We start from the raw sequence: 26,357 nt of genomic DNA on the forward strand, positions 1-26,357 counted from the left end.
TAAACCTTGTAAATTAAAACTTAAAGTTAGGAGTTAAAATGGAACTAGTAGTAAGTATGACGGCTATCGCAGTAGCAATGCTAATTGGCTTTGCTGCATTAGGTACAGCCATTGGTTTTGCCATCTTAGGTGGTAAATTTCTAGAAGCAAGTGCTCGCCAACCAGAGCTTGCACCTATGCTGCAAACTAAAATGTTTATCGTAGCGGGTCTTTTGGACGCTGTTTCTATGATCGGTGTAGGTATCGCTTTGTTCTTTACATTCGCGAATCCTTTTATTGCTCAGGTTGCAGGCTAAGATTTCTATTGAAATTGAAAGCTTTTTTAAACGACTTAGAGCGAGGATATTAGCGTGAATTTGAATCTCACACTTATAGGCCAAGCTATTTCGTTTGCGATCTTTGTCTGGTTCTGCATGAAATTCGTGTGGCCACCAGTGATTGCTGCGCTCGAAGAGCGTAGCAAAAAAATCGCAGACGGTTTAGAAGCAGCAAATCGTGCTTCACGTGATCTTGAATTGGCACAAGAACAAGCCAATCAATTACTACGTGAAAGCAAAGATAATGCGGCCGATATAATTGAACAAGCCAATAAACGTGCGAACCAAATGATTGAAGAGGCGAAAGAACAAGTGATTGCTGATGGCAAACGCTTGCGTCAAGCAGCTCAAGCAGAAATTGAACAAGATGTATTGCGTGCTAAAGAAGCATTGCGTGCTCAAGTTTCCGTTCTTGCATTTGCTGGCGCCGAGAAAATCTTGGGAACCACCATTGACGAGAAAGCACATAGCGAGATCGTTGAACAGCTCGCCAAAGAGCTTTAAGCGAGGGTCTAATGGCTGAATTAAAAACAGTCGCGCGACCGTATGCGAAAGCGGTTTTCGAAGTTGCTCGAGATAAAGGTCAAATAGCAGAATGGGCTGAGATGTTAAGCACATTAGCCGCTGTTACTTTAGAACCTAAACTTAAGAAAGCGCTTGAGAACCCAGCTTTTAGTGCGGAAGAGAAGGCAAACGCTCTGGCTGATGTCTGTGCAGAAACAACAACAGAACAAGGGAAAGCTTTTTTGCTGACCCTTGCTGAAAATAAGCGTTTATCACTTATTCCAGCAATCTCTGATTTGTTTTTACAGTTTAAACTGAACTTTGAAAAAGCCGTAAATGTAAACTTTACGTCTGCATTCGAATTATCAGCTGAGCAAGCACAAGCATTAGCCGATTCATTGAGTAAAAAGTTGGACCGCAAGGTTAACTTGACCAATGAAACTGACGCGAGCCTGATTGGTGGCGTGGTTATACGTACAGGTGACTTAATCATCGACGGTTCGGTACGCGGTAAATTAGCGAAACTGTCCGAGGCGATAAACTCCTAGCGTTTCGTTAAATCGAAACCAGGGTTGAGGAATTTAGCATGCAGCAACTGAATCCATCTGAGATCAGCGAGATTATTAAGAAGCGCATCGACAACCTCGATGTTACTTCTGATGCCCAGAATGAGGGCACAATTGTCAGCGTGGCAGACGGTATCGTTCTGATCCATGGCTTGGCAGATGTTATGTACGGGGAAATGATTGAATTCCCTGGTGGTGTTTACGGTATGGCCCTTAACCTAGAGCGTGACTCTGTTGGTGCGGTTGTATTAGGTAACTACCAAGACCTTGTAGAAGGTCAAAAAGTAAAATGTACAGGCCGTATTTTGGAAGTTCCAATCGGTCCTGAATTGCTTGGTCGTGTTGTTGACGCATTGGGTAACCCAGTTGACGGCAAAGGCGACATCAACGCAAAACTAACTGATAAAGTTGAGAAAGTGGCTCCAGGCGTTATCGAACGTCAGTCAGTTGATCAGCCGATTCAAACTGGTTATAAAGCAATCGACTCCATGGTTCCAATCGGTCGTGGTCAGCGTGAGTTGATCATCGGTGACCGTCAGATTGGTAAAACGGCGTTGGCGATAGACACTATCATTGCTCAAAAAAGCAGTGGTATTAAGTGTGTATACGTAGCGATTGGCCAGAAGCAATCTACAATTGCAAACGTAGTACGTAAGCTTGAAGAAGCTGGCGCGATGGAATACACCACAGTTGTTGTTGCGGGTGCATCTGATCCAGCGTCTATGCTTTACCTAGCGCCATACACTGGTTGTACTATGGGTGAATATTTCCGTGACCGCGGTGAAGACGCTTTGATCATTTATGATGATTTGACGAAACAAGCTTGGGCTTACCGTCAGATCTCTTTGCTTCTTCGTCGTCCACCAGGTCGTGAAGCTTACCCAGGTGACGTTTTCTACCTTCACTCTCGTCTTCTAGAGCGTGCGTCTCGTGTAAACGTTGACTATGTAGAAAAATTCACTAACGGTGAAGTGAAAGGTAAGACTGGTTCTTTGACTGCTCTACCTATCATCGAAACTCAAGGTGGCGATGTATCTGCATTCGTACCAACTAACGTTATCTCCATCACAGATGGTCAGATATTCCTAGAAACGAGCGCATTTAACTCTGGTATTCGTCCAGCGATGAATGCGGGTATTTCCGTTTCTCGTGTTGGTGGTGCAGCACAAACTAAGATTGTCAAAAAACTTGGCGGTGGTATTCGTCTTGCATTGGCTCAGTATCGTGAATTGGCGGCTTTCGCTCAGTTCGCATCTGACCTAGACGAAGCGACTCGTAAACAGCTAGAGCACGGTAAACAGGTTACTGAACTGATGAAACAGAAGCAGTTCTCTCCTATGTCTGTAGCTGATATGGGCGTAGTTCTTTACGCTGCTAATGATGGCTTCCTTGAAGATGTTGAAACAAGCAAAATTGGCAGTTTTGAAACGTCTTTGTTGAGCTATATGAACAGTGAACACACTGATCTAATGGCCGACATTAACAAAACTGGTAATTTTAACGGCGAGATTGAAGCGACATTTAAAGCGGCAATCGAGAAGTTCAAAGCGACGCAAACTTGGTAATGAGTTTGATGACAGACTAGGGTTACCTAGTTTGTCATTATTTTCTTGCAGTTTGTGAAATAACATTCTCACAAGGGCAGTTCTATTATGGCAGTCGGAAAAGAGATACGTACTCAGATTTCGAGCATTAACAATACGCGTAAAATTACTCGTGCTATGGAAAAAGTAGCCGCAAGTAAGACGCGTAAAGCTCAGGATCGTATGGCCGCTTCTCGTCCGTATGCGGAACGAATTCGCCAAGTAGTTGGCCATTTGGCCAACGCGAATCCTGAGTATAAACACCGTTACCTTACCGAGCGTGAGGCGAAGCGTGTTGGTTATATCGTGATCTCTTCTGATCGTGGTTTATGTGGTGGTTTGAACGTTAACGTGTTCAAAAAAGCCATCAAAGAAATGAAGCAGTTTGCTGATGATGGTGTTGAAATCGACATCTGTACTATCGGTTCTAAAGCGGTTTCTTTCTTCAAAAACTACGGCGGAAATGTAACATCAGCTTTTACTGGTTTAGGTGATGCACCTCAAGCAGACGACTTAGTCGGTAGTGTAAAGGTGATGCTAGATGCGTTTGACGAAGGTCGTATCGATCGTCTTTTTGTGGTTTCAAATGAGTTCGTGAACACCATGACTCAGAAACCAGCGATTGAGCAACTTTTGCCATTAAAAGCAGAAGAGAATGCAAAATTAAAGCACCACTGGGATTACATTTATGAGCCTGAACCTGTCGAAATTTTAGACGAGTTATTGGTTCGTTATATTGAATCTCAAGTATATCAAGCAGTTGTTGAGAACATTGCGTGTGAACAAGCAGCTCGTATGCTTGCTATGAAGAACGCAACGGACAACGCTGGTGATATCATTGATGAATTGCAGTTGGTGTACAACAAGGCTCGTCAAGCAGCGATTACTCAGGAAATTTCTGAGATAGTAAGCGGCGCGGCAGCGGTTTAAGGTATTTAGGTTTTTAAGAGGATCCGAACATGAGTAGCGGACACATCGTACAAATTATCGGCGCTGTTATCGACGTGGAATTCCCACGTGATAATGTGCCAAAAGTATATGATGCCCTGACCATCGAGGGTAAAGAGTTGGTGTTGGAAGTTCAACAGCAACTAGGTGACGGTATCGTTCGTACCATCGCCATGGGTTCTACTGATGGTATGAAGCGTGGTTTGGCTGTAGAAAACACAAACAACCCAGTTTCTGTACCAGTTGGTACTAAAACTCTAGGACGTATTATGGACGTTCTAGGTAACCCAATTGATGAAAAAGGCCCAATCGGCGCTGAAGAAAGCTGGTCTATTCACCGTTCAGCACCTTCTTACTCTGAGCAGTCTTCTAGTAATGAATTGCTAGAAACAGGCATTAAGGTAATCGACCTTGTTTGTCCTTTCGCTAAGGGTGGTAAAGTAGGTCTGTTTGGTGGTGCTGGTGTAGGTAAAACCGTAAACATGATGGAGCTTATCCGTAACATCGCTATCGAACACAGTGGTTACTCTGTATTCGCTGGTGTTGGTGAGCGTACTCGTGAAGGTAATGACTTCTACCATGAGATGACTGACTCGAACGTAATCGACAAAGTATCTCTTGTATACGGTCAGATGAATGAGCCACCAGGTAACCGTCTACGTGTTGCTTTGACTGGTTTGACTATGGCAGAAAAATTCCGTGACGAAGGTCGTGACGTACTTTTCTTCGTAGATAACATCTACCGTTACACGCTTGCGGGTACAGAAGTATCTGCATTGCTAGGTCGTATGCCATCTGCGGTAGGTTACCAGCCTACACTTGCTGAAGAGATGGGTGTTCTTCAAGAACGTATCACCTCTACTAAGACAGGTTCTATCACATCTGTACAAGCGGTATACGTACCAGCAGATGACTTGACTGACCCTTCTCCAGCAACGACTTTCTCCCACTTGGACGCAACCGTTGTATTGTCTCGTGACATCGCATCTTTGGGTATCTACCCAGCGATCGACCCGCTTGACTCTACTTCACGTCAGCTTGACCCTCTTGTTATCGGTCAAGAGCACTACGACGTAGCACGTGGCGTACAAATGGTATTGCAGCGTTACAAAGAATTGAAAGACATCATCGCAATCTTGGGTATGGACGAGTTATCTGAAGAAGATAAGCAAACGGTTAACCGTTCTCGTAAAATCCAGCGTTTCTTGTCTCAACCTTTCTTCGTAGCTGAAGTCTTCACAGGCGCTCCAGGTAAATATGTTCCTTTAAAAGAAACCATTCGTGGCTTTAAAGGCATCTTGGATGGCGAGTATGACGATCTTCCAGAGCAAGCGTTCTACATGATTGGTAGCATCGACGAAGCTGTCGAGAAAGCTAAGAAACTTTAACCATCACGCATAGCAAGGCGTTGAAAAACGCTTTGCTAAGTATGACTTAAGAGAGGCAACTTATGGCTATCACAGTACACTGCGATATCGTAAGCGCTGAACAAGAGATTTTTTCTGGTGCAGTTCAATCTCTTGTGGCTGCAGGCAGCTATGGTGACCTAGGTATTATGCCTGGCCACGCTCAGTTGTTAACAACTCTGCAACCAGGTCCTGTTCGTGTGATTAAAGAAAATGGTGATGAAGAGAATATCTTCGTGTCAGGTGGCTTCCTAGAAGTTCAACCTCACCGTATCACTGTTTTAGCTAATACAGCTATTCGTGCAAGAGATCTGGACGAAGACGCAGCGCAACAAGCGAAAAAGCATGCTCTTGAGCTTTTAGCTGAGCAAAAACCTGACGTCGACTACACGCGTGCGACAGCGGAATTAGCCGAAGCTATGGCCCGCTTGCGTACTATTCAACAGTTCCGTGAGCATAACTAACGGTTACTTAGAATGAAGAGTTAAAAAAAGCAGCCTGATGGCTGCTTTTTTATTGTCTGTTATTTGAGGGTTTTAGATAAAAAGGCTTAAAGCATCTTCCATAGAGTATCGAAAATAATCTGTTGGGCTTTGGCGATGTCTTTTGACTCTAATACAACCGCCGAAGGGAAGTTATTACTGGCCAAGGAAATGATGGCACACTTTGGTGGGTAAATCGCAATGTAGCTGGCATCAACAGAGCCTTCGGTTTTAATCCACTTACGCTCAGATAATTCCGCTTCTTCACCACCATCACCCAAGGCAATGACTTTTACATTGATGCCGAGCTTCACTCGCTGCTTTGTATAGTTTGGAAAAGGGCGATACAAGTAAGGTCGAATGGGCTTAGAAGAGAACACGCAATATTCTTTATGGTCTTGCGCTGAAACCACGTTTAAAATATCCCGCAATACCCATTCAATACCGTCATCGCCTTCATAGTAACGCACATTTGTGTGGTGATAATCTGGCTGCTGCTGGTGTAGGTTGGGAATGATTGTGTTCTTTAATGATTCAATGGTCTTATCAAGGCGAGTGCGTTTTTCTTCTGCTAGGTTGAGTAAAATATCAGGGTTTTCCGCTGTAAAAAAACGACGTTTCCCTTTTGGGAAGTAACTAACAACGCCTTTACTTTGCAGTTGCTTAAGCGACTCATAAGCCGTTCCTCGGTTAATACCACTGTGTTCAGCAATGTCTCGAATGGAAGAAGGGCCAAGTTTTAACAAAGTTTGGTAAAGCTGAGCTTCTCGTGGCGTTAAACCAAGTTGTTCGAAGGCTTGTTGAATCATAAGGCTCACATATTCAGATGTCGGGTCATATTAATGATGTTAAAGAATACACTTATTGAAAGAAAAAATCGCAAAACGGCTCATGAGGAGAGAAAAGTGACAGATGAACAACGATTTGGTGGCATTCGTAGGTTATACGGAGACGCTGCTTATGAGCTTTTTTCTCAAGCAAATGTCTGTGTGATTGGTATTGGTGGCGTCGGTTCATGGGCTGCCGAAGCGCTCGCTCGTTCTGGTATTGGCACCATTACCTTAGTGGATATGGACGATGTGTGCATTACCAATACCAACCGCCAAATCCATGCTTTGGATGGCAATATTGGTAAGGCTAAAGTGGATGCAATGAAAGAGCGCATTCAGTTAATCAATCCACATTGTCAGGTTGATTGCATAGAAGACTTTATCACCCCGGATAACCTATCTGATCTTCTGTCTGAGCCGTTTGACTACATTATTGATTGCATTGACAGTATTAAACCAAAAGCGGCTCTGGTGGCTTGGTGTAAGCGTAACAAGCGCAAACTCATCACAGTCGGCGGTGCTGGTGGTCAAACGGATCCAACCCAAATTCAAATCGCCGATTTATCTCGAACAGAAAAAGACCCACTGGCGTCAAAGCTCCGTAATTTTCTTCGTCGTTATTATAACTTTAGCCGTAATACGAAACGTCGTTTTGATATTGAATGTGTTTATTCCATGGAACAGCTTAGCTACCCACAAGGAGATGGAACTGTATCTAAACAGCGATTAAAAGGAGATACAGAAACAAAAATGAACTGTGATACAGGCTTTGGCGCCAGTACAGCGGTGACCGCTACTTTTGGGTTTGTTGCGGTTTCTAGAGTCTTGGAGAAGTTGGCTAAATAGATAGTGGACTTAAGTTAAAACCAAAAATAGTATGGGATATAGAGTTGTTCATTTTAAAGTAGGGATGAGTTGATGAAACCGGAAGAAGAAACACGAATAGAGCTTATTGATAAGCAGCTTTTTAATTCTGGTTGGAATGTTGATGACCAAACAAAAGTAGCCAAAGAATACTTTATAGCCTCCAATCTTACCGACCGTGTTTCAGAGTCTTCTGCTAATTATCAAACTCAACAATACAGTGATTATGTTTTGCTTGGTAAAGATGGAAAACCACTTGCTGTTGTTGAAGCAAAAAAATCCAGTAGTGATGCAGAAATTGGGCGAGAGCAAGCCAAGCAATATTATTACCGAATTCGAGAACAAACAAAGGGAGAGTTGCCTTTTTGTTTTTACACAAACGGTCATGATCTCTATTTTTGGGATTTGGAAAATTACCCGCCTCGTAAAGTAATGGGGTTTCCAACGCGAGATGATTTAGAGCGATTTCAATATATTCGTCGTAACCGTAAAGCATTAACAAATGAATTAATAAACACCAATATTGCAGGACGTGATTATCAAATTCGCGCGATAAGATCTGTATTGGATGGCATCACAAAAAAACAGCGTGACTTCCTTTTAGTAATGGCAACAGGGACTGGTAAAACTCGAACTTGTATTGCTTTGGTGGATGCACTTATGCGATCAGGCCATGCTGAGAAAGTTCTATTCTTAGTTGATCGAATTGCCTTAAGAGAGCAGGCTTTAGATGCATTTAAAGAATATTTACCGAATGAACCTCGCTGGCCAAATGTAGCGGAAAAGATCATAGCCAAAGATAGAAGGGTTTATGTTTCAACCTATCCAAGCATGTTGAACATTATTCGAGAAGAGTCGCAGTCGTTATCACCACATTTCTTTGATTTCATTATTGTTGATGAAAGCCATCGTTCAATTTACAACACTTATAAAGAGGTGTTGGATTACTTTAAAACCACAACATTGGGTTTAACAGCAACACCCACAGATATTATAGACCATAATACATTTCAGCTTTTTCATTGTGCTGATGGGATTCCATCCTTTGCTTATTCTTATGAAGAAGCTATTAATAATACGCCTCCGTATTTGTGTGATTTTCAGGTGATGAAAATTCAAACCAAATTTCAGAAAGAAGGCATTAGTAAACGTACCATCTCACTAGAAGATCAGAAAAAGCTCATATTTGAAGGCAAAGAAATAGAAGAAATTAACTTTGAAGGGACTCAGCTTGAAAAGCAGGTAACGAATAAAGATACTAACTCTTTGATCGTAAGAGAGTTCATGGAAGAATCGATTAAAGATCAAAATGGTCTTCCTGGAAAAACTATCTTCTTTTGCCTTTCAAAATCTCATGCCCGCCGCATAGAAACATTGTTTGATGAGCTTTATCCTCATCATAAAGGTGAGCTGGCGAAAGTTATCGTATCTGATGATCCCAGAGTGTATGGAAAAGGTGGGCTTTTAGAGCAATTTACCAATAATGATTTTCCTCGTATTGCTATTAGTGTTGATATGCTCGATACAGGTATTGATGTAAGAGAAATTGTGAATTTGGTATTTGCGAAACCAGTTTATTCGTATACCAAATTTTGGCAAATGATTGGTCGTGGTACTCGTTTGCTTGAACCAAGTAAAATAAAACCTTGGTGTATGGAGAAAAGTGAGTTCTTGATACTCGATTGCTGGGATAATTTTGAGTATTTCAAGCTCACGCCGAAAGGAAAAGAAACGAAGCCACAAATTGCCTTACCAGTTAAAGTAGCGGGGTTACGATTAGACAAAATAGAGAAGGCGCTTGAGGTAAATGAAGAAGAGATTGCTCGTCTTGAGTTTGAAAAAATACGTCTCAGTATTCAGCAATTACCAATTCAATCTATCGTTATTAAAGAAGCGTCTGCTGTACTTGCAAGTCTAAATGATATCTTTTGGCAGAGTGTTGATAGTGCAAAAATAGAGCTACTAAGATCTGAAATAAAACCGTTATTCCGCACAATATCTGATGTTGATTTCAAAGCAATGCGTTTTGAGCGTGATGTACTCACGTATTCGATTGCTGTTTTATCAGGTGAAAAAAGCCAAGCGGATGTGATTAAAAATAGCCTAATAGAGCAAGTGTCTGATCTGCCTTTGACGATTCATTTTGTTAATGCAGAAAAAGTCCTGATTGATAATGTAAAAACACCTCAATTTTGGCAACATTCGAGCCAGTTGAGCCTCAATGATGCACTAGACACGTTGATGAATAAGCTTGGCCCATTAATGAAATTTCGGGATGCTGATATAACGAAAACCTCAACCACAGCATTTAACTTTAAAGACGAAGTGATTCATAAAGAAAAAGTTGAATTTGGCCCAGAGAATGAATCTGTAAGCATCAGTCGTTACCGAGAAATGGTGGAGTCTCTGATTATAGAGCTGACTGAATCTAACTCGATTTTGAAGCAACTAAAAAATGGTAAAGACATCAGCGAAGAGGAAACCCAATCATTGGCCGATATGCTTTATGCCGAGCATCCGCATATCACTGAGGATTTGCTGCGTTTGGTTTATAAAAACCGTAAAGCAAGATTTATTGAGTTTATTCGTCATATTTTAGGTCTTGAGTCATTGGCAAGCTTCCCAGAAAAAGTAAGCGAAGCGTTTGAGCAGTTTATCCAACAACATACCTATTTAAATAGCCGCCAAATGGAATTTTTAGGTCTTCTAAAAGGTTTCATTTTAGAGCGAGAAACGGTTGCTAAGAAAGATCTTATTTATGCGCCTTTTACTGTGATTCACCCGCAAGGAATACGTGGCGTATTTAATACAGCTGAAATAAACGAAATACTCCAGCTGACGGAACAGCTGGTGGCTTAATCAGAAGGAAATTGATATGACAATAAAGCTTTATAGCTCAAATGACGGTGTTGTCAGCTTAGAGGTCTCACTAGACAAAGACACAGCTTGGTTGACTCAAAGTCAAATGGTGGATTTATTTGAACGAGATAGATCGGTTATATCGCGTCATATAAGCAACGTATTCAAAGAAGGTGAGTTACCAAAAGAAAGCAATTTGCAAAAAATGCAAATTGCTTTCTCGGATAAGCCTGTTGTTTTGTATTCATTGGATGTGATTATTTCGGTTGGTTATCGTGTGAAATCCCAAAGAGGCGTACAATTCCGGCAATGGGCAACCAGTACCTTAAAAGAGCACCTTGTAAAAGGCTATACCTTAAATCAGCAAAGGCTTAAGGAACGAGGTATCGAAGTTGAGCGCGTATTAGATCTATTATCACAAACGTTAACCAATCAGCAGCTGGTTACACAACAAGGCGAGGCGGTCGTTAAGGTGATTCATGATTACGCGCGCAGCTGGAGTCTTTTACAAGCTTATGATGAGCAAAGTCTGTTGTCTCGAACAAGCCAGCAAGATCATATGCAGACCTTGGCTATGGAAGATGTGCTAAAAGCCATAGAGGAATTAAAACGAGACCTCATTAACAAAGATGAAGCCACGCCACTATTTGGGCAATTACGTGGCAATGGCTTAGCATCGGCATTAGATACCATAGAGCAAGGTTTTGGTGGTGAATGGTTTTATCCTAACATCGCCAGCCGTGCTGCCAATTTACTCTATTTTGTGATTAAAAATCATCCGTTCGCGGATGGTAACAAACGTACTGGCTCATTCTTGTTTCTATGGTACCTACGGGTAAATGAGCACCTATTAGGGAAATCCGTAGAACAACTGATTAATGACAATACCTTAGTTGCCTTGGCGTTACTTATCGCCGAAAGCAAACCAGAACAAAAAGATATCATGATTCGTTTGGCTGAACACTTTATTTTACTGAAAGATGTAAACGAATAAATAAGAGAACCTCATGCTACAAAATAACCAAGAACTGAAAAGTAAAATAGACCAACTTTGGAACAAGTTCTGGAGTGGTGGTATTTCTAATCCGCTAACCGCCATAGAGCAAATTACCTACTTGCTGTTTATGAAACGGATGGATGATTTGGACCTTCAGCAACAAGCCAATGCGGAATGGAGTGAAGAATCTTATACTTCTAAATTCGTTGGCACTTGGATTCCGCCAGAGTATCGAGCAAGAAAAGCCGAATCAGACACCGAAGCAGACTGGCAAAAAAAGCTTGAAGATGAAAAGAAATACGAGATCGAGAAAAGCACACTACGTTGGAGCGAATTTAAACATAGGCCAGCGGAAGACATGTTGGTTCATGTTCGTGACAAGGTCTTCCCTTTTTTAAAAGACCTCAACGGTTCTGAATCCAAATTTACTCATCATATGCGCAATGCTGCCCTCATTATTTCAAAATCATCGCTATTGGTTGAAGCCGTCAAAACCATTGATGAAATATACGAGGTGATGGAAAAGGACTCAGCGGAAAACGGTCAAGCCTTTCAGGATATTCAGGGGGATGTTTATGAGTTCCTACTGAATGCCATAGCCTCCGCAGGTAAGAATGGCCAATTCCGAACGCCGCGTCATATCATCAAGCTGATAGCAGATTTATTACAGCCAAAGTTGGGCCATAGAATTGCCGATCCAGCCTGTGGTTCCGCTGGTTTTTTACTAGGCGCCTATCAATACATAGTGACCGATTTAGCCAAACAGTCAGACTCAGGAAAATTAGTAACAGATGAGGATGGATTTTTCCGCACCTCGGTCTCGAGCTCATTAACGGAAAGTGCCAAGCAAACGTTGCAAAAATCCCTATGGGGTTACGACATCGACAGCACTATGGTGCGTTTAGGCTTAATGAACCTCATGATGCATGGCATTGATGAACCTAATATTGATTACAAAGACACCTTAAGCAAAAGTTACAACCAAGAAGGTGACTATGACATCATCATGGCGAATCCGCCTTTTACTGGCAGCATAGATAAAGGCGATATCAACGAAAGTCTAAAGCTAGGCACAACGAAATCTGAACTCCTGTTTGTGGAAAATATTTATCGCATGTTACGCAAAGGCGGCACTGCAGGGGTCGTCATTCCTCAAGGTGTGTTATTTGGCTCAGGTAAAGCCTTTAAAGAGTTACGTCAAATTCTAGTAGATCGTTGTGACCTAAAAGCTGTGATCACCATGCCCAGCGGTGTATTTAAACCTTACGCTGGCGTCAGTACCGCGATACTTATTTTCACCAAGGTTTGGGATCGTCAAGACAAGGTGCTAGAGCCAGCGACTAAGCATACTTGGTTTTATAACATGACGGCGGATGGCTATTCACTAGACGATAAGCGCCAAAAGCAAGAGAACCATGGTGATTTGCAAGATATCATTGCTCAATACCATGCTCGCAACCCTGAAACAGACAGTGCTGACCGCATCATTACCGATGAACGTAAATGCTTCATGGTGCCTTATGCAGAGATCGTCGGCGAGGATAGCCAATATGACCTTTCTATCTCAAGTTATAAAAAAGACGTATTTGACCATGTAGAATACGCTGATCCCAGCGATATTTTAGAACGCTTGATTGCTGCGGAAGTGGGCGACACATCTGAAGCAGAGTTGAGTACTATTCAAGGCGGCATTCTCAAAGAGCTATTAGAGCTTAAGGGGATGATAGGGTGAAAAAGCTATCAGATTATTGTGATATTTCTAGTGGTGGTACGCCTTCCAGAAAAAACTCTTCTTTTTTTTCTGGGGAAATTCCTTGGGCAAAAATATCTGATATAGAGAATGCTGAGAATGGTATTATTTTCAGTACAGAGGAAAAAATTTCTGAAGATGGTTTAGCAAATATCCGTAATAAATTGTTCCCTAAGGGAACATTGTTATTTGCGATGTATGGTTCAATTGGGAAAATTGCTATTTCAGGAGTTGAGTTATCGACAAATCAGGCAATACTTGGGATTAGGACTAAAGACGAAAAGATTGATATAAATTATTTAAAGTTTTGGTTTCAGAGCAAAAAAGAGTCTCTTCTTAATCAAGGTCGTGGTGCTGCTCTAAAAAACTTATCCGCAACATTTATTAGAAATTTAGAAATAAATCCTCCTTCAATTGAAAAGCAAAAAAGAATTGCTTATCTTCTTGGTAAAGTTGAAAGTTTAATAAATGAACGTAAACAGAATCTTAAGCAGCTGGATGAACTACTAAAAAGTGTTTTTCTAGATAGGTTTGGCCCTCAAGCAGAAGGTTATGAGGATTGGTTGCTTGTAGACATAAAAGATCTTGCTGAAAAGCGTAAAGGATCTATGCGTACAGGTCCTTTTGGATCAAACTTATTACACAGCGAATTTACACAAGATGGCTCTGTGGCTGTATTAGGTATTGATAATGCTGTTAAAAATACTTTTTCATGGGATGAACGACGTTACATCACCGAAGAAAAGTATAAAGAGCTTCAGAATTATCGTATTTATCCAGGGGACGTCATTGTTACCATTATGGGAACAATAGGTCGTTCTGCAGTTATTCCAAATGATATTCCATTAGCTATAAACACTAAGCATTTAGCAGCAATAACACTTGATAAGACTCTTGCCAATCCAATTTTTCTTTCATATTCGATTCATTCTAGCCCTTATATTTTAAATCAATTTAAGAGTAAGAATAGAGGAGCAATTATGAGTGGATTGAACCTTGGGATTATCAAAGAAACGAAGTTAAAGCGCCCTCCAATAGAATTACAAAATAGTTTTTCTGAGATTTATAAGAAAGTAGACAACATAAAAAATCAATACCAAAGTAGCCTTTCAGACTTAGAAGAGCTTTATAACGCGTTAAGCCAAAAAGCCTTTAGTGGAGAGTTGGATCTATTTGGCATTAAACTGGAGGAAGAAGAGATTGAGTTATCTTCTTTTGATAGATTACAGCAGTCTATCGATGCTGTTAATAGCCCTATTCCTGAGCCAGTAAGACGTATCACTGAAACGGTTAATAAGGTTATTCCACCATCGGTTCAACGATTATCGAAGCAAATTGAAGCGTTACCCCAAATTCCAGAGAGTACACTTCGGACACTTAAATTTATTTCTGAGCGTCCAGAGATGCAAATTCATCCTTTTAGCCACTTAGATTTATTTGGTTTTAATGATCCTAAAGCACGTCAGCAAATACTGGAACATTGGTTTAATGAGTGGCTCGAAGACTCTCAAGCGGATGAACTCAAGCTATATCGCTTCTGGGCGCGCGCTCAGCGCAGTTTAGTAGATTATCTTTATGAAGAGGATTTGGAGGAATATCAATTCAGTGTAGAAGATTATGATGCGGTGAAAAAGCTTGTATTCAAAGCGATTGATAATGGCTTGATAAAGCAAACGGTTGATACGGTGGAGCTAAACGATAAAAGCGAAGCCGGTAATCGCGTTGTATTGGTGAAAGGATAGGGACAAATTCGAGGATGAAGTTACTGCGCTTAAAAATCACCGATCCAGCAGGATTTCGTAGCTTACAAACTGGCTTTGAGCACTCTTTTCGTACGCCTTGGCACTACGAAGAGGAAGTGCAAAAGCTAGAGAGTTTTGCGCCTTTTATTTGTGCGGGCCCAAATGGCAGCGGTAAATCTAATATTCTCGAAGCTTTGGCGTCGATTTTTTACCAACTAGAAATTAGTCGGATACGCCGATTCTTTTTGCCCGAAGGATTTTTATACGATGAGGAAGAAAACCCAAATGGGTTCGAGGAGAAAAAAGCAACACCCAATGGCTTTGAGCTAGAATATCTGATCAAAGTTCCTGATGGCGTCCAGAAGTCAGAAGGAAAGCAATATGCCCATGTGTTGATTACAAAGAAAATAGACGCTACCCCTGTGTTGAATTGGGTCAACGCTATTGAGTTCGAGAGTGATACGTCTGGCTTTGTTACGGATGATGAAAAAGATTTCTTATTACCGAAGCAAGTGCTGGCTTATTCATCTGGCGAAAATGAAATACTCAGTTTGCCGTTTTTTAAAATGCGATTTATACAGTTTGATGAATACTGGGATCTGCTTAAATCTGGAAGCGGGCGTTACGATGATCCAAAGACTCGACTAGCCTATTTGGATAACAGTTTTAGCCAGTCTATCTTACTGTGTAATCTTCTATTTCAAGACCATGAGACGCTAAAGCCATTTCGTGAAGAAGTGGGTATCGAAGAATTAAAGGAGTTTCGAGTCATTATCAAGCGTAGTATTGATGTGACCAGCGAAGTAGCCGAGCAATTTAAGCAAGTGTTCGATGGTAAGCATCCACGCCTAAAAGTTGATGATGCTGATATTGAAAAGTTAAGTGTTACCTATTTGCTAGAATCTAACGAAGATTCTGATGAAAGTTTCGACTCTATTATCGACCGCTTAAGGCGCTGCGCAACATGCAGTTTTGAGGACGAATCAACCGATTCTCTTTATTTGGATTTTTATGTGAATGATGCGACGCGAACGGTGTTTCAGAATAACTTTTCCTCTGCACTGGAGCTATTCCAAGCCTTTCAAGTACTTCTAACGCTAAATCTCTATACCGTTAGTAATTCCCTGAAAAAAGATCTGTATCACTCAGACAGTTTGTACGTTAGTGAGATAGTACCTACCTTAGCATCGGACGAGCGTATTATGCGCTTTAAAAATGTCTGGTTGCAAAAACACTATATAGACCAGCCTGTTTTACTAAAAAGCTTATCGGATGGTGAACACCAGCTTTTGCATACACTAGGCTTATGTTTACTCTTTAAGGATACAGAAAGTTTGTTCTTATTGGATGAGCCTGAAACCCACTTTAACCCCCAATGGCGTGCTAACTTCATTTCTCGATTAGAAGAGTGTTTCCAAAATACGAGCCAGCCAGAAATGCTGATCACCACTCATACGCCTTTTCTCATCTCCGATAGTGAAAGCGATAAAGTTATGGTGTTCAAGAAAGACCAAGACACAGGCAAGGTTTCTGTATCAAACCCTGACTACAACACACTTGGCGCTTCGATCAATAAAATCACCATGTCGACCTTTGAAAAAGGCGAAACCATAGGTGGTCGAGCTTATACAAAGATTAAGAATTTTGAACAAGAGTTTGATCATAATGAAAAAGATAAACATCAGTTATTAAGGGAAATAGATCAACAGCTTGGTGACTCCATTGAGAAAATGCTATTGGTAAAAACCATTCTAGATAGCATGGAAGAAGGAGAGTAACAGGCGTGTTGTTTTCTTATATTTACGTGCCAAATCATCAAATGGAAGCGATGCAAAGCATTGTGGAATATCTTTTTAATGAGGTGTGGTGTAACGCACTGGATGAAGAGTATGGCATATACCTTTTTGAAGGTCATCCAATGCTGAGGAGCATTATGGAAGAGTTGGCTAGACGAGAGTCTGCTGAACTGCTTAAAACAACAGGTACGGACACTAAGTTTCTCTTTTCTGTTAATAAAATATTCAATGCTTTTGCAGCGTTAGAGAGAGAGGATTTAGATGTTTATAAAAAGCATTTTGATGACAACAATAGCGTTGATGAGCTTTGCACTAATACCGCTGGCTTTGAACCTGTGCATTACAATGAGCTCGATTCAAAATATGCTGACCTAAACACTGAACTAAATACGTTTTTTTCATCCTTATACTCATCTGGATTTTTTGGCTTAGCTTTTGTCAAAACACTAATAGGTTCAGATTTAACAGGTTATTACAAAGACTTTGTTCGACATAATACTCAGGGAATGTGCCCTTTTTGTGGACTTTATCCATTGGATAATGAGTTTGACCCGACACGAGAAGCCTTCGATCATTACCTTCCTAAAGCTAAGTATCCTTTTAATTCGGTCAATCTAAAAAATCTTGTACCTTCTTGTCACAAATGTAATTCCGGTAATAAAGGACAAAAAGACCCATTGCACGATGAGCAAGGTAATCGACGTAAAGCGTTTTATCCGTTTAGTGTTACTCAGCCCGATCTTAATTTGAATATCGAGGTTTTGAAAAAGGATTGGAAAAATTTACAGCCTGAAGATTTGTCTATTGCCTATAACACTCAAGCTCATCAAGATGAAATCGAGACTTGGAAAGTGCTTTTTAAAGTTGATAAGCGTTATAAAGCCTTATGCTGTGGAAGTGATAATGGTGCTGTAAACGGAGGGAAGTATTGGCTTACGCAGCTGTTTGATGAATGGCAACAAGATGGTCGTTCACCTGCTAGTTTTATGAAAACTTTAAATCGACACACTGAAAACTTTCCGTTCTCAGAATGTAACTTTCTTCGAAAAGCATTTTTAGAAGGCTGTCAAAATGCAGGTTTATTTGAGTAGGGACCTTTGTATCATGTCATGAGTGTCTGAACGGAGGCCCAAGGGAGAATTGTGGCAGCGGTTACTGACTGAAAATCAATAAAATATATTAGATAAGCAAACACAGGTTGTCTCTGCGTTTGCTTAAGGTGAATAGAGTTAATAAAGGGATTAAGCGAATAACTGATGTGCTTCATAGGCAGCTAGCACGGTTGCTGTCTGTGCTTGATGAGCAAAAATAAAAGCGTCCTCGTAAAGGGTTTCATCGGGGAATTCTGTGATAAGTTGCACTGGCACATCAGGATTTTGTACCTGATTAATCAGACACGGAATACCATTAATAAAACGGAAGTTAACTTCACCAGCATATTGCGTATAGAGATCGATCTGCTTTTGATTGAAAGAGACAAGGCCCGAAACCTGACTCAATCTAGCTGTCACAAATTGCAGAAACTTCTCTGTATAGCTTAGCCACTCATCTTCGCCATTGTGGCGTAAAATCAGAAAGAACCCCTTAGGAATTGTCCACATGTCAAAGCCATGGGGAACATAACCGGATAATGGCCGAGTCCATTCATGTGACGGATAACCGTGTAGGTTAATGTGCAAACAAGCCTGACTCCGTTGTTTCGCCTGCTGACGAATACTTTTTTCATAAAAAGGTTCGTGTTTCCTATTTTCTAAGTCATCTCCAAGGGCGGTATAACGTGCAGCGTGGTGCATATGTTTGGGATTATTCTGGATTAACCTTTGGTGCAGCTCATAACCATCAGGGTTTTCTAAAGGGGAAATAGAAAAGTGGCTGCGCTTTTTTTGAGAAAGTACTCGCACTGCTTTGAGTGCACCAACGACACCGGATGTTTCATTCGCATGCTGACCGCTACTGATCATCACAGGATGATCTGAACCAGTATGATAACGTCCATGAACTTGCCTGCCAGTGATGGTTTGAGTGAAAAACGATTCTCCTTCGAGCTTGTTTAATTCCGTTTCAATTTGCTCTTGGCTAATGGCTTTTTTAGCGTACTCAAGAGACTGAAAGCCTGTAGAGTTTTGTTGTTGGTATGTTTGTAATTCAACTTGAACACTAGCGTGTTCATCTTCTGTATAAAGAACATCTGGCACAATATGGCCGATTTGGCCTTCTCTTCCATGGGCAAGATAACCACTTTTCACCTTGAACCATTCAAGAATAGAGAAATACAGATCCTCATGTAAGGCTTCTCTTAGGCTGATTGATTCGTGCTCATAAGGCAAATCTTGATCTTGATAAGGAAGATGAACGGTGATTTTTAGCTCTTCAAAATATGGCTCTTTTTCCTGCCATGAATGCTGGCTAATGGCATTGAGCGTTTGATGAAAGAGCTGTTCATAATCGGTAATGAGTTGCTCATTTTTACAAACACCTTGACTTGGATGAGTGATTTTTATCCAGCCTGTTGGGGACAGATGTTGCTCATTGATCAAAGTTGAGTGCAGATGATTCGGTGCAAACACGTTAACAACATGGGATTCACCAGAGGTTAATATCAACACCACTTCATAGTGATCTTGATGCTTTTCGCTGCCAATGAATTCAATCTCCTGCTTTTCCATCAGAGCGGACAACGGATAAGCCTCTAATAAAAAACGTTTTTCTGGCGCAGCATCATGAATCGGGTAAGTAACTTTTATCGATTTAATATCGCTTTTTGGGAAGGGAAGATCTTCCACAAAAAAATGAATTAACGGCTTATAGGCGCTTCGTATTTTGGCTTGTATACCCAATTTCTGAAGCGACACTTCTGCCTCTTGTCTGTGTGTTTTATCAGCAAACACCCAAGCTTCAAGCGTACAATCTTGGTATTCGGATTGGCTAAATTCCTTAATCAGCCAATCCGTTGTGAGAGAAATGTGCGTGGAGAAAATAGAACTCATCGTGATGTTTTACCCGTTGGGTCCAAGCTGTCTCGTAGCCAATCTCCCAGTAGGTTTAAACCAAGCACCGTTAATAAAATAGCGATACCAGGAAAGACACTCACCCACCAAGCGTTTTGAATATAAGTACGACCATCAGCAAGCATTCCGCCCCAGCTCGGCGTAAGAGGGTCAACACCAAGACCAAGGAAAGTTAAGCTACTTTCTAACAAGATGTTATTGGCAACGTTCAGCGTCATTAAGACAATCACCGGTCCGATTAGGTTCGGCAAAAGGTGGCGAAATAGAATGCTAAAATTGCTCACACCAATGGCTTGCGCAGATTGGATAAACTCACGATCTCTTAGCGACAACACAGAACCACGAACGAGTCTGGCGTATTGCACCCATTGGGAAATGATTAACAAAAAGATCATGTTCGCCAAACCGCCACCGACAATGGCAATAAAGGTAATTGCGAGAAGGATAAATGGCATGGCCAATTGCACGTCAGCAAAACGCATGACGATGACATCCCAGAAACCACGGTAATAGCCAGAAATTAATCCCATAATCACGCCAAATACGACGGCGCCGGCAACAGACAAAAAGCCCACTTGCAAAGAAACACTTCCGCCAGAAACGACGCGAGCAAGAATGTCTCTGCCAAGAGGATCTGTACCAAAAATATGCTCAGGGTCAGCAAAGGGCGCTAATAGTCGAGCGGATAAATTGATTTTATCGGCACTTTGAAAGATCAAATCTGAAAAAATAACAAGAAAACAAATCCCACCAGTGAGAAGCGCGCCAAGAATAAACTCTAAGCTGTTATATCTGGATAAGCTTGAACGAAAACGATTGGTCATCATCTTTTACTCCGTGCGAATACGTGGATCAATTAGGCCGTAGGCAATATCAACCAAAAGGTTAACGCTGACGATAAGCATGGACAGAATGGTGATGACAGCTTGTAGAACAGGGTAATCACGACCACTTACCGCATCGAATGCTAAAGATCCCAAACCAGGCCAATTAAACACACGTTCAATGACAACAATGCCGCCTAATAATCCACCAAACTGCAAACCGAAATAGGTAATTAGAGGAATGGCGCAATTACGTAATGCGTGTTTGTACAGAACCGTGTTTTCACTCAAGCCCTTTGCACGAGCGACCATAATGTATTGCGCTTGTAAGGTTTCCAGCATAGAGGAACGCACCAGACGAACGTTTGTTGCCGTTAATATGATGGCCATAGTGAAAGCGGGCATTAAGAAGCTAGTGAAACCATACATGCCACTCGGCGGTAACCATTGCAGCCAAATGGAAAACACCAACACCAACATAAGCGCTAGCCAGAAGTTCGGGAAAGACAAACCAACCAAAGATACGATACGAATCGTCTGATCGGCCCATTTTCCTTTTGATACAGCGGCTTTGATGCCAAGAGGAATCGAGATCACAATAGAAATCAGCATGACAGACACCGCCAGAATGAGCGTGGCTGGCAATGATGTGCTGATCAAGTCTGAGACTGGCGTGCCACCTAGGAAACTACGTCCTAAATCAAAGCTAAATAGGCCTAGGATAAATTCAAAATATTGAGTGAAGAAGGGTTTATTGATACCTAACGCTTCACGAATCAGTACCAAATCTGCCTCAGTCACGCTCCCTGCGCCTTGAGTCAGCATGAGAGCGGGATCGCCTGTCAGGCGAATAGCGAAGGCGACCAGTAGCGTAATGGCAAAGAGTACGAATATTGCCTGCAGTAATCTTTTTAGTAAAAAATTAGCCATGAGTGTTCCCTTATTAATCATAGAGATTGCTTCGCCTTAGAGACGAAGCAATCGTGTTTTCTTCGATTATTCGACAGTCACATTGTTTAGACGCATACGACTATCAGGTACAGGAACAAAGCCTTTTACTTTTTTAGATACAGCAAAAATGGCATTTAGATTGTAAAGCGGCATTTCTAACGCTCTATCCGCCGTGTAGTTCGCGATGGATTTGAGGATCTCTTCACGTTGTTTACTGTCAGTAAGAGAGCGTTGAGATTCCAACAGCTTATCAAGTTCTGGATCACTGTCGTAAGGGTTCCATTTTTCCCCTGTGTGATACATGAAGTAAGCGGTGTTGTCGTAATCTAACGTCCAGCCGCCCCAACCTTGTTGGAACATTTCGCCTGTTTTTCCAGCAGGCACAATGTCATTGATAAGAACGCTGGTTTCATAAGGCTTAATCGTCGCATTCAAACCAATAATTTGTAGGTAACTGGCAATGGCTTGAGTCACTTCATTGAAGGTTGAATCGTTGCCTCGAATGTCGATTTGAACCTTGGTGCCCGGTTTGATGCCAGCGGCTTTCAGAAGCTGCATGGCTTTCGCTGGATCGTATGGAAGCGGTGACATGTCAGGGTCATTACCAAAGGAAATAGGGCTCTGGAAGCTGCTGATGGCAGACGCTTGTCCACCCAAGATCGAATCGATAATGGCTTGGCGGTCAACGCCGTAGATCATTGCTTTGCGAACGCGTTCGTCTTTTGTTATGCCGTTTTTAGTATTAAAACGTAGGGCATAAACACTTGGGCTAACGGTCGTAACAACGTCTAATTCAGGGCTTTTCTCAATGGTACTGATCATGCCGATTGGAATAGTCGGTGGAATCACTAAGTCAACGCGACCAGATTGCAGTTCGGCAACCGCTGTCGAAGGCTCGCTGATAAAGCGATAATTTAGATTGGATAACTTAGGTGCGCCGCCCCAATGCTTGTCATAGGCTTCTAGCTTGATGTCCACTTTCGGCTCGTACGAAACAAATTTGAATGGGCCTGTTCCGACTGGGTGAGTGTTAAAGAAGTCTTCACCTTTTTCTTGAATGTATTTAGGCGGCACAATCATCGCGCCGTAGCCTGCTAGTTTGGTTAGCAATACTGGATCAGCGGCTTTGAGGTGAAAATCGACCGTGTGGCTGTCAATCACTTCAACGGATTCAATGGCAGCATAATTAGAGCGTTGAGGACCTTTTTTACCTTCGTCTCCCATCAGGCGATCAAAGGTAAATTTTACAGCAGAAGCATCGAACTTCTCGCCATTATGAAACGTAACGCCTTGGCGCAAGTTAAAACGAATGCGCGTGCCGTTATCAAGTTGCTGCCAGGATGTGGCAAGGCCAGGTTCTAACTTAAGATCTGGGCCGCGATAGGTTAAGCCATCATAAATGTTCGTAGAAACCGATGCCCAGTTGATTAAAAAGGTATCGATTGGGTCCCAACTGCCCGGATCTTGAGGGGAAGAGACGGTTAATGTGCTAGCAAGACTAACGCTTGCCGCCGTGATGCTGGTTGCCATAACGATGGACTTTAATGCCATCGAAAAATATTGTTTGGTGTTCATTTTTATAGTGCTCCGTTCTTTCGTGATATGAGGGAATTATTATTTTTATGATGCGTCGGCGACAAAATGCCCCGGTGCAACTTCTGTGTGAGATACGATGAGAGGCTCATCACTCACGTGTCTGACAGGGCTTGGAATTTCGCCTGTAAGACGGCCTAAACTTCTTTCAATGGTTGGATCTGCCACAGGGACAGCGCTCAACAAACGTTTTGTGTATGAATGGGTTGGCGTTTCCAGCACTTGCTGTCGTGAGCCGAGTTCCGCAATTTGTCCTAGATACAAAACCGCCACTCGATGGCTCATTTTTTCCACCACCGCCATGTCGTGGCTAATGAACAAATACGCAATGCCGTGCTCTTCTTGAAGCTCCATAAAGAGGTTGATGATTTGAGCTTGGATAGACACATCCAAAGCGGAAAGGGCTTCATCGGCAATGATGAGTTTTGGGTTAGAAGCGAGCGCTCGAGCGATACAAATACGTTGGCGTTGACCACCGGAAAATTGATGTGGATAACGTTTAGCGTGTTCCGCTGTCAATCCGACACGTTCTAATAGCTCGTGAACGCGTTTTTGAATATTGGCTTCGCCTTGGATTAACTTATGGGTTTTGATCGGCTCGGCAATCGAAAAGCCAATGGTTTTTCGTGGATCAAGTGAGGCTAATGGGTCTTGGAAAATGTATTGAATTTCTTGGCGCAGCTTTTGTTGGTCTTCCTTAGACATATTGTAAAAAGGGTTACCTTCAAAGCTAATTTCACCGCTGGTGGCGGCTTGTAATTGCTGAATCGTACGGCCAATGGTCGATTTACCAGAACCTGATTCTCCAACCAGTGCTAGCGTTTCTCCCGGATAAATATCAAAGCTGACTTTTTCTACGGCGTGTACGCGGTGAGTCACGCGTCCCCAAAAGTCCTTTTTGGTATCAAAGCGAGTAACAAGGTTTTTAACGGAAAGAAGGGGCTTTTCGTTATACCGTGCAGTGTTTTGTGCTTTTTCTTCACCAACTAAGCGCAGTTGGCCATCTTCAATTGAATTAATTGGAAAGCGCTTTGGAAAAGCTTCTCCTGTCATGCTGCCTAGTTTTGGTACAGCGGATAACAAGGCTTGAGTATAAGGATGTTGAGGGCTGGTAAAGATGTCTTTAACTGGGCCTTCTTCCACTTTTTGCCCTTTTAGCATCACCACAACATCGTCTGCGATTTCTGCTACTACGCCCATATCATGAGTAATGAAAATCACCGCCATATTAAGCTCTTTTTGTAAGTCGCTCAGTATGGTTAATATTTGCGCTTGAATCGTCACATCCAACGCTGTGGTTGGCTCATCAGCAATCAGGATTTTAGGGCGACAAGCTAAGGCCATTGCAATCATCACGCGCTGTCTCATACCGCCAGAAAGCTGATGTGGGTAGCGTTTTAGCATGTCTTCTGCGTCAGGAAGGCGAACCATTTTGAGTAGTTTACTGCTTTCTTCCAAGGCTTCTTTCTTACTCAACTTTTTATGAAGAGAAAGCGATTCAGACAGTTGGTCGCCAATCGTAAAAACAGGATTGAGCGATGTCATTGGCTCTTGGAAGATCATTGCAATGTCTTTACCACGAATGCGGCGCATTTCATCCTGCGACAAAGACAGAAGATCTGTTTCACCTTCTTCAGTCGAGAAAAGAATTTGGCCTGACGGATATTGAGCACCAGAGGTCTCTGCCAGACGCATGATAGATTGTGAAGTAATCGACTTACCTGAGCCAGATTCTCCTACGATGGCGAGTGTTTTACCTTGATGTACGCTGAAGCTTAAATCGTCGATAACTCGGGATGGACCGAATTCAACAGATAAATTTTTGACAGCGAGAATGGTCGAGCTTGAGTTATCTAGCACGGTAAATCGTCCCTTTATAATATAGTTTTAGGTTAACGAATTGAGTTTGTTCCTTTGACAAAGATGAGGAATGTATACGCCTAAGGTAACGATTCTTTTTCTTTGCTTATTCCTATAATGAAAACTTAATGTCATTATATCTACTTATATTTATGTATAGCTTATAACTAAACATTATGGGGTGTTATGAAGTTTCGGCAGATTGAAGCGTTTCGATACACCATGTTGCAGGGCACAACGTCTGCGGCAGCGGAAAAAATGTATATATCTCAACCCGCTGTGAGTCGCTTGTTAAGCGATTTGGAAAGTTCGCTGGGTTTTACCTTGTTTGATCGACGCAAAGGACGTTTATACCCAACGCTTGAAGCGGCGGAATTTTTTCGTTCCGTGGAAGAGAGCTTTTTAGGCATACAGAAGCTGGAGTCCGTGGCAGATCGGATTCGCAATAGAACTCCGAGTGAATTAAAAATTGCCTGTACTTCCGCAATATCAAGCTCCTTGCTGCCTCTGGTTTTAAAGGAACATAAAAAGTTCTATCCAGCAGAGCGGGTGAGTATTTTAACCTTGCCTATGTCTGAAATTGTGATGAAGCTTCAGACAAACTCTATAGATTTAGCCGTTGGTTTGGAGTTACCTCAGTTAGCAGGAATTGAACGAGAGTTTATTGGTAATGCTCGTTTTGTCTTTGCTATGCATGCTGATCACCCATTGAAAGAAAGAAGCAGTATTCGTGCGGAGGATTTGATTGGCGAAACGGTGCTTTCCGTTATTGATACTTATCCCGGGTACTGGAATAAACTGGATCATGCTTTAGAGTCTGTAAAAGATAAGGTTCATCAAAGCATTCATATCGATACTTCTCATACGGCTTACGCGATTATCGCGTCAGGATTATCTGTTGGTGTTTTAGAGCCTTTTGCAGCAAGAGCTTGGAGCGGAAGAGGGGTGCTAACTCGAAGTTTTGAACCTGCTGTTTATTACCCTTATGGCATTGCCTACCCGACAAACATAAAACAGCATGATTCATTGCATAACTTCATTCAGACGATTAAAAGCGTTGTGCCTGATATGCCGGAATTTGAGAAAAGTTAAGCCTGTATTTTATCCAAAATCCCCAGCACGCCATTGGTTCTAGAGCTGGTTAAATAGCTGGAAAGATTCAGTTCAGTAAGCTCTGCTTTTAAATCTATAGACTGGATGTCATCAGAGTTTTTTCCTTCCACCAAACTTAGGATGGCGACCAACACGCCACGCATGAGTTTGGCGTCGCTGTCGGCTTTAAAGTGGCGAATGCCGTTCACTTCTTCGATGATGAGCCAAACCGCGCTCTCACAACCTTTTACCTTGTGTTGTTCTGTTTTTTCTTCGGCTGAGAGTCTAGATAAAGTTTTGCTTAAGGTGACAAGCGCTTTAAAGGTCTCTTCTTTGCTACGACAAGCTTGAAGCTGTTGTTTGATTTCTAGGTAATTTGCCATGG

22 protein-coding genes are annotated in these 26,357 nt (G+C 42.0%); 15 read left to right on the forward strand and 7 right to left on the reverse strand.

Translation table 11 applies throughout. From position 1 onward, the window contains the following. Positions 1-38: 38 nt before the first annotated feature. The 7 genes from atpE (at position 39) to ACMUMQ_RS08695 (ending at position 5,788) form a co-directional block, all read left to right on the forward strand. Positions 39-296: a F0F1 ATP synthase subunit C gene (atpE, locus tag ACMUMQ_RS08665; protein WP_036157682.1), complete on the forward strand. Its 258-nt coding sequence runs from the start codon at positions 39-41 to the stop codon at positions 294-296. A gap of 54 nt (positions 297-350) precedes the next feature. Next, positions 351-821, forward strand: coding sequence for a F0F1 ATP synthase subunit B (locus ACMUMQ_RS08670; protein ID WP_317005559.1), 471 nt, complete (start codon positions 351-353; stop codon positions 819-821). 11 nt (positions 822-832) lie between these two features. Further along, positions 833-1,369 carry a F0F1 ATP synthase subunit delta gene (locus tag ACMUMQ_RS08675; RefSeq protein WP_414681590.1) on the forward strand — a complete coding sequence of 179 codons (537 nt, stop codon included), beginning with the start codon at positions 833-835 and terminating at the stop codon, positions 1,367-1,369. A gap of 38 nt (positions 1,370-1,407) precedes the next feature. Further along, positions 1,408-2,952, forward strand: coding sequence for a F0F1 ATP synthase subunit alpha (atpA, locus tag ACMUMQ_RS08680; protein ID WP_414681591.1), 1,545 nt, complete (start codon positions 1,408-1,410; stop codon positions 2,950-2,952). Positions 2,953-3,039: 87 nt separating this feature from the next. After that, the gene (atpG, locus tag ACMUMQ_RS08685; protein ID WP_414681592.1) at positions 3,040-3,900 is read left to right on the forward strand and encodes a F0F1 ATP synthase subunit gamma; all 861 of its coding nucleotides are present in this window, start codon (positions 3,040-3,042) and stop codon (positions 3,898-3,900) included. Positions 3,901-3,929: 29 nt separating this feature from the next. Beyond that, a complete protein-coding gene (atpD, locus tag ACMUMQ_RS08690; protein WP_414681593.1) occupies positions 3,930-5,306 on the forward strand; it encodes a F0F1 ATP synthase subunit beta in 1,377 nt (458 codons plus the stop codon). A gap of 62 nt (positions 5,307-5,368) precedes the next feature. Continuing rightward, positions 5,369-5,788 (forward strand): F0F1 ATP synthase subunit epsilon, encoded by a 420-nt coding sequence (locus tag ACMUMQ_RS08695; protein WP_414681594.1) that lies wholly within the window; start codon positions 5,369-5,371, stop codon positions 5,786-5,788. Positions 5,789-5,874: 86 nt separating this feature from the next. Here the strand turns inward: ACMUMQ_RS08695 and ACMUMQ_RS08700 are convergent, their stop codons facing one another. Next, entirely contained in the window at positions 5,875-6,615 is a 741-nt protein-coding gene (locus tag ACMUMQ_RS08700; RefSeq protein ID WP_414681595.1) for a TrmB family transcriptional regulator, read from the reverse strand. Between the two features lie 96 nt (positions 6,616-6,711). Between ACMUMQ_RS08700 and tcdA the strand changes: the two genes are divergently transcribed. The 7 genes from tcdA (at position 6,712) to ACMUMQ_RS08735 (ending at position 17,735) form a co-directional block, all read left to right on the forward strand. Further along, positions 6,712-7,482 carry a tRNA cyclic N6-threonylcarbamoyladenosine(37) synthase TcdA gene (tcdA, locus tag ACMUMQ_RS08705; protein ID WP_414681596.1) on the forward strand — a complete coding sequence of 257 codons (771 nt, stop codon included), beginning with the start codon at positions 6,712-6,714 and terminating at the stop codon, positions 7,480-7,482. A gap of 72 nt (positions 7,483-7,554) precedes the next feature. Next, the gene (locus tag ACMUMQ_RS08710; RefSeq protein ID WP_414681598.1) at positions 7,555-10,359 is read left to right on the forward strand and encodes a type I restriction endonuclease subunit R; all 2,805 of its coding nucleotides are present in this window, start codon (positions 7,555-7,557) and stop codon (positions 10,357-10,359) included. Positions 10,360-10,375: 16 nt separating this feature from the next. Next, entirely contained in the window at positions 10,376-11,353 is a 978-nt protein-coding gene (locus ACMUMQ_RS08715) for a virulence RhuM family protein/type II toxin-antitoxin system death-on-curing family toxin (protein ID WP_414681599.1), read from the forward strand. Positions 11,354-11,366: 13 nt separating this feature from the next. Beyond that, entirely contained in the window at positions 11,367-13,088 is a 1,722-nt protein-coding gene (locus ACMUMQ_RS08720; protein ID WP_414681600.1) for a type I restriction-modification system subunit M, read from the forward strand. Then, complete coding sequence (locus ACMUMQ_RS08725; RefSeq protein ID WP_414681601.1) at positions 13,085-14,848, forward strand: restriction endonuclease subunit S; 1,764 nt, start codon at positions 13,085-13,087, stop codon at positions 14,846-14,848. Before ACMUMQ_RS08720 ends, ACMUMQ_RS08725 begins: the two co-directional genes overlap by 4 nt. Positions 14,849-14,862: 14 nt before the next feature. Then, positions 14,863-16,626 carry a restriction system-associated AAA family ATPase gene (locus tag ACMUMQ_RS08730; RefSeq protein ID WP_414681602.1) on the forward strand — a complete coding sequence of 588 codons (1,764 nt, stop codon included), beginning with the start codon at positions 14,863-14,865 and terminating at the stop codon, positions 16,624-16,626. Between the two features lie 5 nt (positions 16,627-16,631). Beyond that, positions 16,632-17,735: an HNH endonuclease gene (locus ACMUMQ_RS08735; protein WP_414681603.1), complete on the forward strand. Its 1,104-nt coding sequence runs from the start codon at positions 16,632-16,634 to the stop codon at positions 17,733-17,735. Between the two features lie 150 nt (positions 17,736-17,885). Here ACMUMQ_RS08735 and ACMUMQ_RS08740 read toward each other — a convergent pair whose 3' ends face one another. The 5 genes from ACMUMQ_RS08740 to ACMUMQ_RS08760 form a co-directional block, all read right to left on the reverse strand. Beyond that, on the reverse strand, positions 17,886-19,631 hold the full coding sequence (locus ACMUMQ_RS08740; protein ID WP_414681604.1) for a M14 family metallopeptidase: 1,746 nt from the start codon (positions 19,629-19,631) through the stop codon (positions 17,886-17,888). Continuing rightward, a complete protein-coding gene (locus ACMUMQ_RS08745; protein ID WP_414681605.1) occupies positions 19,628-20,479 on the reverse strand; it encodes an ABC transporter permease in 852 nt (283 codons plus the stop codon). The genes ACMUMQ_RS08740 and ACMUMQ_RS08745 overlap by 4 nt, the downstream gene beginning before the upstream one ends. Before the next feature lie 3 nt (positions 20,480-20,482). Next, positions 20,483-21,406, reverse strand: a complete 924-nt coding sequence (locus ACMUMQ_RS08750; RefSeq protein ID WP_338269571.1) for an ABC transporter permease — start codon at positions 21,404-21,406, stop codon at positions 20,483-20,485. A 66-nt stretch (positions 21,407-21,472) separates the two neighbouring features. Beyond that, the gene (locus ACMUMQ_RS08755; RefSeq protein ID WP_414681606.1) at positions 21,473-23,002 is read right to left on the reverse strand and encodes an ABC transporter substrate-binding protein; all 1,530 of its coding nucleotides are present in this window, start codon (positions 23,000-23,002) and stop codon (positions 21,473-21,475) included. A gap of 45 nt (positions 23,003-23,047) precedes the next feature. Next, positions 23,048-24,880 carry an ABC transporter ATP-binding protein gene (locus ACMUMQ_RS08760; protein WP_338269567.1) on the reverse strand — a complete coding sequence of 611 codons (1,833 nt, stop codon included), beginning with the start codon at positions 24,878-24,880 and terminating at the stop codon, positions 23,048-23,050. A gap of 186 nt (positions 24,881-25,066) precedes the next feature. Between ACMUMQ_RS08760 and ACMUMQ_RS08765 the strand changes: the two genes are divergently transcribed. After that, positions 25,067-25,972, forward strand: coding sequence for a LysR family transcriptional regulator (locus tag ACMUMQ_RS08765; protein ID WP_338269565.1), 906 nt, complete (start codon positions 25,067-25,069; stop codon positions 25,970-25,972). Here ACMUMQ_RS08765 and ACMUMQ_RS08770 read toward each other — a convergent pair. After that, positions 25,969-26,355, reverse strand: coding sequence for a SufE family protein (locus ACMUMQ_RS08770; protein ID WP_414681607.1), 387 nt, complete (start codon positions 26,353-26,355; stop codon positions 25,969-25,971). The two genes, ACMUMQ_RS08765 and ACMUMQ_RS08770, sit on opposite strands and share 4 nt — an antisense overlap. Between the last annotated feature and the right edge of the window lie 2 nt (positions 26,356-26,357).

The sequence above is a fragment of the Marinomonas algae genome (assembly GCF_047525555.1).
Lineage (GTDB): Bacteria > Pseudomonadota > Gammaproteobacteria > Pseudomonadales > Marinomonadaceae > Marinomonas.